The following is a 7,217-nucleotide window of genomic DNA, read 5'->3' on the forward strand; positions in this document are numbered from 1 at the left end:
TTGGGTTCGGTCGAGGACAGCCGCCCGGTCGTGGTCGCGGCCAGCGAGAAGGAGGTGTGGACCCGTTTCGTGTCGCGATTGATATGGGCGAAGAGGCTGTCGGAATAGGTCGATTTCAGCTTGGCAAACTGGCGGTATTCCAGCAGCGCCACCGGCAGGGCGTGACCGTCGGCGGCGAGCTGGTCGAGCACGGCGGCGTCGGTCGACCAGGCCCCGGTCTTGGTCTTCTTGCCGCCGGGCAAGCCCATCTCTCCAAACAGGATTTCCCCGATCTGCTTGGGTGACGCCACATTGAAGTCCCGGCCCGCCGCTTCATGGGCTTCGGCCTCGGCGGCCATCATCTTCTGCGCAAAATCGGAGGACAGGCGGTTCAACTGGTCCGGATCGACCTTGATCCCCGTGCGCTCCATCTTCGAGAGCACATCGGCCATGGGCCGCTCCAGGGTCTCGTAGACCGTGGCCATCTTCTTGGCGATCATCGCCGGCTTCAGGATTTCCCACAGCCGCAGGGTGATGTCGGCATCCTCGGCGGCATAGAGAGTCGCCTTGTCCAGCGGCACCTTGTCGAAAGTGATCTGGTTCTTGCCGGTGCCGCAAATCTCCTTGAAGGGGATGCAGGTATGGCCGAGATGAAGCTCGGCCAGCGCATCCATGCCATGCCCGTGCAGGCCGGCGTCCATGACATAGGAGATCAGCATGGTGTCGTCATAGGGCGCGACATCAATGCCATAGCGGGACAATACGCCCAGATCATATTTGAAATTCTGCCCGATCTTGAGGACGGCCGGGTCTTCCAGCAGAGGCTTCAGCGCCTTCAGCGCCTGATCCATCGGGATCTGCTCGGGCGCAGCGCCGGTATCGAACATGTCGCCCGTTCCCTGCGGATCGACATGGGCGAGCGGGATGTAACAGGCTTGCCCCGGCGCGGTGGCCAGTGAAATCCCGACCAGGCCGGAGGCGGTCGAGGACAGGGCATCGGTCTCGGTGTCCACGGCGATCTGGCCGGCCTCATAGCACCGGGCGATCCAGCGCTCGAGCGCCTCCATCGTGGTCACGCATTCATAGGCGTCGCGATTGATCGGCGCGGTGGCGTCGCCGGTCTCATCGGCTGGCGGACCGCCCAGCGCCTCTTCCACCTTGCGGGTGAAGGAGCGGAATTCCATCTCCCGGAGGAAGGGGACAAGCACATCCGGGTCCGGCTCGCCGAGGCCGAATTCCTCCAGCTTTTCCGGCATGGGTGCGTCGAGTTTCAGGGTCACCAGGGTGCGCGAGATGCGGGCATCCTCGGCATGGGCGAGCAGTTTCTCGCGCCGACCCTTCTGCTTGATCTCGCCGGCGCGCTCCAGCAGCGTGTCGAGATCGCCGTATTCATTGATCAACAGCGCGGCCGTCTTCACGCCGATACCCGGCACGCCGGGAACATTGTCGACACTGTCGCCGGCCAATGACTGGATATCGATCACCTTGTCCGGACCGACGCCGAATTTCTCGACCACTTCCGGCGCCTGGATACGGCGGTTCTTCATGGCGTCGAACATGGAAACCTTGTCCGTCACCAATTGCATCAGATCCTTGTCCGAGGAGACGATGGTGACATCGGCACCCAGGGCCTCGGCCTGGCGGGCATAGGTGGCGATGATGTCGTCGGCCTCGTAATTCTCCAGCTCGACACAGGGCGTGCCGAAGGCGCGGGTGGCGTCGCGGATGATGGAGAATTGCGGGATCAGATCTTCCGGCGCCGGCGGTCGATTGGCCTTGTAGAGGTCATAGAGGTCATTGCGGAAGGTCTTGCCGGAATGATCAAAGATCACGGCCAGGTGGGAGGGTTGGTCATCGCCCTTCAGGTCCTCCAGGAGCTTCCACAACATGTTGCAAAAGCCCTGCACCGCCCCGGTCGGCGTCCCGTCGGTCCGGGTCAGCGGCGGCAGCGCATGATAGGCCCGGAAAATATAGCCCGACCCGTCGATCAGATAGACGTGGCTGGTCTCGTCGACGGGTTTGGTCATGGCCATGGGAAGTCTCTCCGGGCGGATGCGCAGGCGGGCAAATCAGTCTGGCGCGAGACTAGCGCGGGGAGGGCGCGGGGTCATGGGGGGAGTGCGGTGGGGATTGGATGAGGCGCGTTCCCGAAACAGCTTTTCCCAAATCCATTGTCATCCCGGGCGGATGACCTGCGCAAACAGGTCGCAGAGCCGGGACCCAGACGCCCGGCGCGGCCAGCTTTCGCGATAATGGGTCCCGGATCTCCGCCCGGCTCGAGGCCGGGCACCCGTCCGGGATGACAAGATTTTGTGACTTTATCCCACACTGTGCACCCCTTCCTTCTCCCTTGGGAGAAGGTGCCCCGGAGGGGCGGATGAGGGGGATTCGCCCGGCAATACCGGGGTTTACCCCTCACCCGGGCCCTCTCCCGAGGGAGAGGGAAAATGCGCACCGGCAAAAAACTCACAAAACTTATCCTCCCCCCTTATCCGCCATGGGACACTGCCCTTGGTTTTCGGGACGGGAGGCACGAGCTCAGTCACTTGTGCCCGGGAACTTGCGGAGCCTGTCCGGGCGGTGGCGTGACAACCATTGGCGCTGGCAGGGCGTGCGACCAGGTCGCGGGGCACTAAACGACCGACCCCATCTACCTGACGCATTGGAATCGGGGTGGAGACAGCCCGGGAAATCTCCGCGAACGGGATGTCGGCGATGTCACGTTTTTCAAATCAAACCGGTTGACGGCATTGGCCGACATCCCGTTCCCCTCTCATCCCGCCAGGCGCGCCCGCCTTGGCGATTTTCGTGCTGCTGCGGCCTAGCCGAAGAGCACGAAAATGCCGGCAATGATGGCGATGGCGGCCAGATTGATGCGCACGCCGGCCTTCATCATCTGCAGCTGGGTGACAGCGCCCGAGGCGTAGACGATGGCATTCGGTGCGGTCGCGACGGGCAGCATGAAGGCGGTCGAGGCGGCAATGGCGACGGGGACGACCAGGGTTTCCGGTTCCACGCCGGCTTCCAGCGCGATCACGCCGAGCACGGGCAGGAAGGCCGTCGTGGTGGCCACATTCGAGGTCAGCTCGGTGAGGAAGACGACCGCGGCCACGAAAATCAGCAGCAGGACGGGCAGTGGCATGTCGGCCAGGAAGCCCATTTGTCCGCCCAGCCAGTCGGCCAGTCCCGTGGAGGAGAGGGCCGCCGCGAGCGAGAGTCCGCCGCCGAACAGGATGACGACATTCCAGGGAAGGCGCGCGAGGCCCTCCCAATCCATCAGCATTTCGCCTTTGCGCTCACCGCGGTCGCCAGCGGGGACGAGGAAGGTGGCGAGCGCACCCATGACGGCGATCTGGGTATTGCCAAGGGCGAGGGTGACCGGCAGGTCGAGTGCGCTGCCAAGCCAGGCCAGAAGCGGGTTCCAGCCCCACTCCGTGCCCGCCTGCCCGATCAGTTCGCCGGGCAGCTCACGGCCCATCCACAGGATGGCGACCGTGCCGAAAAGGAGGGCGACGCGCCACTCCGGCCGGGTCATGCGGCCCAGACGCGCGAGCTCGGTGCGGACCAGTTCCTTGGCTGCGGAACTGTCGCCACCGCCCTTCAGATCGAAGGCGAGGCGGGTGAGGATGAACCAGGCGACCGGGATCAGGAGCGCAACAATGGGCAGGCCCATCCCCATCCAGGTCGCGAAATCGATCGAGATATCGAACTCGTTCTGCAGATATCCGATGCCGATCAGATTGGTCGGCGTGCCGACCGGTGTCGCCATGCCGCCGATCGACGCCGCATAGGCGACGCCCAGGGCCAGGGCCGGGGCGAAGAATTTCGAGCTGACGCCTTCCCGCTCGACTTCCTGGGCCACACGCAGGGCAATCGGAATCATCATCAGCGTGGTCGCCGTATTGGAGATCCACATCGACAGGAGCGCCGAGGCCAGCATGAAGCCGAGAATAAGCGCGGCCGGGCGACCGCCGAAGCCGCTGACAATATTGAGTGCGATCCGTGTGTGCAGATTCCAGCGCTCGATCGACAGGGCCACGATGAAACCGCCCAGAAGCAGCATCACGATCGGGCTGGCATAGGGGCTGGTCGCGGCACCGGTCGAGGTGATGCCCAGGAGCGGGAATAGCGCGATCGGGATCAGCGCAGTGGCGGCAATCGGGATGGCTTCGGTCGCCCACCAGACGGCCATCAGGAGCGCGAGCGAGGCCAGCAGCCAGGCTTCCCGGCTCAGCCCGTCCGGCATGGGCAGGAATTGCAACAGCGCGGCCAGGGCAATCCCGACCAGCAGACCCGTGACTTGCGATATGGTCTTTCCGCGCGAGGCGGGCGTCGTGTCATTGTCTGGCACAGAACGCCTCCCCAGCCGTCTGTTGCAGACCCGTCAAACTGTCGCGGGGCGTCAGGCCTTGGGGTCTTCGGCGGATCCGGCTCTCACGAAGCGGCGATCACAATAGGGGCATTCGACGAAATCATCCTGGCCCATTTCCAGATAGACACGCGGATGCCCGAGCGCGCCATCACCCCCGTCGCAGGCCATGCGGTGCTGGTCGGTGACAATGATTTCGGACGGCGGTACGGAATTGGCGGCGTCGGCCATGGACAAGCCCTCATGGACAGGAGGAATGACGATCCCTAAGTGTGGGTCCTAGTTATGGCCTTTGGCCCTCATCCGTCAATTCCGAGGCGACATGTCCGACAGCTCTTCCCATTCCGATTTCGCCCCTGATTTCGCAATCGAGGCCACCGGCCTGCAGAAGACCTATCGCGGTTCCAAGCTCGCTGAGCCGAAAGTCGCGCTGAAGGGGATCGACCTGAAAGTGCCGCGCGGCTCGATCTTCGGGCTCCTGGGTCCGAACGGGGCAGGCAAATCGACCTTCATCAATATCTTTGCTGGCCTGGTGAAGAAGTCCGGTGGTACCGCGAAAACCTGGGGCATCGATATCGATCAGGACAGCCGCGCCGCGCGCGCTGCCATCGGGGTGGTGCCGCAGGAAATCAATATGGACGTCTTCTTCACCCCCCATGAGACGCTGGAATTGATGGCCGGCTTCTATGGCGTGCCCAAGGCAGAGCGCAAGACGGATGAATTGCTGGAGGCTGTCGGCCTGTCCGACAAGCGCAATGCCTATGTGCGCCAGCTCTCCGGCGGCATGAAGCGGCGCCTGCTTGTGGCCAAGGCGATGGTTCACACCCCTCCCGTCCTGGTGCTCGACGAGCCGACCGCCGGGGTCGATATCGAGCTGCGCCGTCAGCTCTGGGAGTATGTGCGCGAACTCCATGCCCGCGGCACAACGATTGTCCTGACCACGCACTATCTCGAGGAAGCCCAGGAATTGTGCGACCAGATTGCCATCATTGATCATGGGCAGGTGATTGCCTGCGAGCCCACGGAAACGCTCCTGAAGCGGATGGATTCCAAGACGCTGGTCATTGAGCCGGCCGAGGCGCTGAGCGCCGTGCCGGCCGAGCTGGCAGATTATGACGCCGAGATCCGCCCCGACGGGGCGCTGGCCATCACCTATCGCTATGGCCAGCAATCGGTTGCCGAGATGATCGAGAAATTCCGCGCAGCCGGGGGTCGGATCGAGGATTTGCGCACCGAGGAAGCCGATCTGGAAGATGTCTTCCTTGCCCTCACCTATAACCGTCAGGATGGCTGATCCTTGCGCGCGCGTCTGCGGGGACTCTGACCGGAACCATCCCGCCTGACCTGCCCCTTTTTCGGCATGATTGCGGGCCATTCTGCCGGTGGCCGAAGGAGGGCCGCAACGACCCGATCAGCAGACTTGCCCGATCCACAGACTTGGCAGTTCAGGCGATCGGGCTTTGACGAATACAGGGATGAAGAATACAGGGAGGCTCGCATGCGCACGAATTCTATCCGGAAGTTTTTCGCCATTTCTGTCAGCGCGCCGCTCTTTGTCGGCCTGTCCTGGTTCTTTGGTGTCTTTCTCCAGCCGCAGGGCGAAACCGGGGCCGGCTTTGCCCTTATCCTCATCCTGATCAGCGCCGTCGCCGCGATCTGGCTCTATGGCTGGCTCATGCGACCGGGCCGGAAAGTGCATTTCCGCAATCGCGGCGTTGACGGATTTGATCGTGACTGGGGTGTCGGCATGACCGGTTATTCCCAAACCAAGGGCGGGCGCCGTCGCCGCGATGATAGCGATGGCGACGATCTTGGTGGTCGCCGCAATTCAGGCGATATGGATGACGGCACCGATGATGTCGGCGGTACAGGCTGGGCCTGACCCATCCGGCTCTTTCACACCACGCCCCGGTATCATCCGGGGCGTTTGCTTTGGTGGCCTTCTTGACATCACTTAGATGATTAGCTAAATGTCTTTTCATGAATGATGTTTTCAAGGCCCTCTCTGACCCGACCCGCCGCGAAGTGCTCCGCCTGTTGAAGTCGGGCCCGCGATCAGCCGGTGACCTCGCCGACGCCTTTCCGGTGTCGCGACCAACCATGTCAGCTCATTTCAACGTGCTGCGCGGGGCCGGGCTTGTCTCGACCGAGAAGGTCGGGAAGTCGGTCATCTACCATCTCAATGTGTCGGTGCTGGAAGAAGCGCTGCTGGGCTTTGCCGGAGCGTTCGGCCTGGGCGCCGGTGTGCCGCCGGTCAGCCCCTCGGAATGAAAGGAAATGCCATGATCACCCGTTCGCTGAAGGGTTCGCTTGCCCTCGCCGCCATTCTTCTCGGGACGGCCTACGGGCTGTCGCTTCTGGCTGATTTCAACTGGGTCGGACCGGACATGCCTGACCGGGTGACCCAGGTCATGATCGGGTTGATTCTGGTCCTGTTCGGCAATGCCACCGGCAAGCGCCCGTCTGACGCCGACCCGGCCCGTGATGGCAAGCCGGGCATGATGGCAGCGCGGCGCTTCTTCGGCCTGGCCCTGGTGGTCGGCGGCCTCATCCATGCCATTGCCTGGCTTGTCGCCCCGCTCGACATGGCCAACACACTGTCCATGGCGGCTGTGATTATTGCCCTGGTCGCTGGTCTGGGCCGGGTCGCCTATGCGGTTCTTGCCCAGCGCGAGACACCGGATCCGGAGTGAGGCGCTGGCGTCATTGACGAGCCGCGCGCGCTGATCGGCAGGCGTATAGCCGCGTTGCGCACCTGAACCGCATCGGCTATGGGTTCGCCTTCGACGCACCCATAGCTCAGCTGGATAGAGCGCTGCCCTCCGAAGGCAGAGGTCAGAGGTTCGAATCCTCTTGGGTGCGCCATTTC

7 protein-coding genes and 1 tRNA gene are annotated in these 7,217 nt (G+C 63.3%); 5 read left to right on the forward strand and 3 right to left on the reverse strand.

The features are described 5' to 3' along the window. From polA to QZ266_RS11240, 3 genes are all read right to left on the reverse strand, one after another. Window positions 1-2,012, reverse strand: a 2,012-nt coding sequence (gene polA, locus QZ266_RS11230; RefSeq protein WP_295695188.1) for a DNA polymerase I, incomplete at its 3' end; no start/stop codon positions are given. 788 nt (window positions 2,013-2,800) lie between these two features. Continuing rightward, on the reverse strand, window positions 2,801-4,330 hold the full coding sequence (locus tag QZ266_RS11235; RefSeq protein WP_295695190.1) for an SLC13 family permease: 1,530 nt from the start codon (window positions 4,328-4,330) through the stop codon (window positions 2,801-2,803). A 51-nt stretch (window positions 4,331-4,381) separates the two neighbouring features. Further along, the gene (locus QZ266_RS11240) at window positions 4,382-4,579 is read right to left on the reverse strand and encodes a zinc-finger domain-containing protein (protein WP_295695192.1); all 198 of its coding nucleotides are present in this window, start codon (window positions 4,577-4,579) and stop codon (window positions 4,382-4,384) included. A 91-nt stretch (window positions 4,580-4,670) separates the two neighbouring features. Between QZ266_RS11240 and QZ266_RS11245 the strand changes: the two genes are divergently transcribed. The 5 genes from QZ266_RS11245 to QZ266_RS11265 all read left to right on the forward strand — a co-directional run bounded on the left by QZ266_RS11245 (window position 4,671) and on the right by QZ266_RS11265 (window position 7,213). After that, complete coding sequence (locus tag QZ266_RS11245; RefSeq protein WP_295695194.1) at window positions 4,671-5,642, forward strand: ABC transporter ATP-binding protein; 972 nt, start codon at window positions 4,671-4,673, stop codon at window positions 5,640-5,642. 204 nt (window positions 5,643-5,846) lie between these two features. After that, the gene (locus QZ266_RS11250) at window positions 5,847-6,230 is read left to right on the forward strand and encodes a hypothetical protein (RefSeq protein ID WP_295695196.1); all 384 of its coding nucleotides are present in this window, start codon (window positions 5,847-5,849) and stop codon (window positions 6,228-6,230) included. Between the two features lie 98 nt (window positions 6,231-6,328). Then, complete coding sequence (locus QZ266_RS11255) at window positions 6,329-6,619, forward strand: autorepressor SdpR family transcription factor (protein ID WP_295695198.1); 291 nt, start codon at window positions 6,329-6,331, stop codon at window positions 6,617-6,619. Window positions 6,620-6,630: 11 nt separating this feature from the next. Further along, window positions 6,631-7,041, forward strand: a complete 411-nt coding sequence (locus tag QZ266_RS11260; protein WP_295695200.1) for a hypothetical protein — start codon at window positions 6,631-6,633, stop codon at window positions 7,039-7,041. Window positions 7,042-7,136: 95 nt separating this feature from the next. Further along, a tRNA-Arg gene (locus tag QZ266_RS11265) sits at window positions 7,137-7,213 on the forward strand. The last annotated feature ends 4 nt before the right edge of the window (window positions 7,214-7,217 follow it).

The organism is uncultured Maricaulis sp., from assembly GCF_905480005.1.
In the GTDB taxonomy this organism is placed as follows: domain Bacteria; phylum Pseudomonadota; class Alphaproteobacteria; order Caulobacterales; family Maricaulaceae; genus Maricaulis.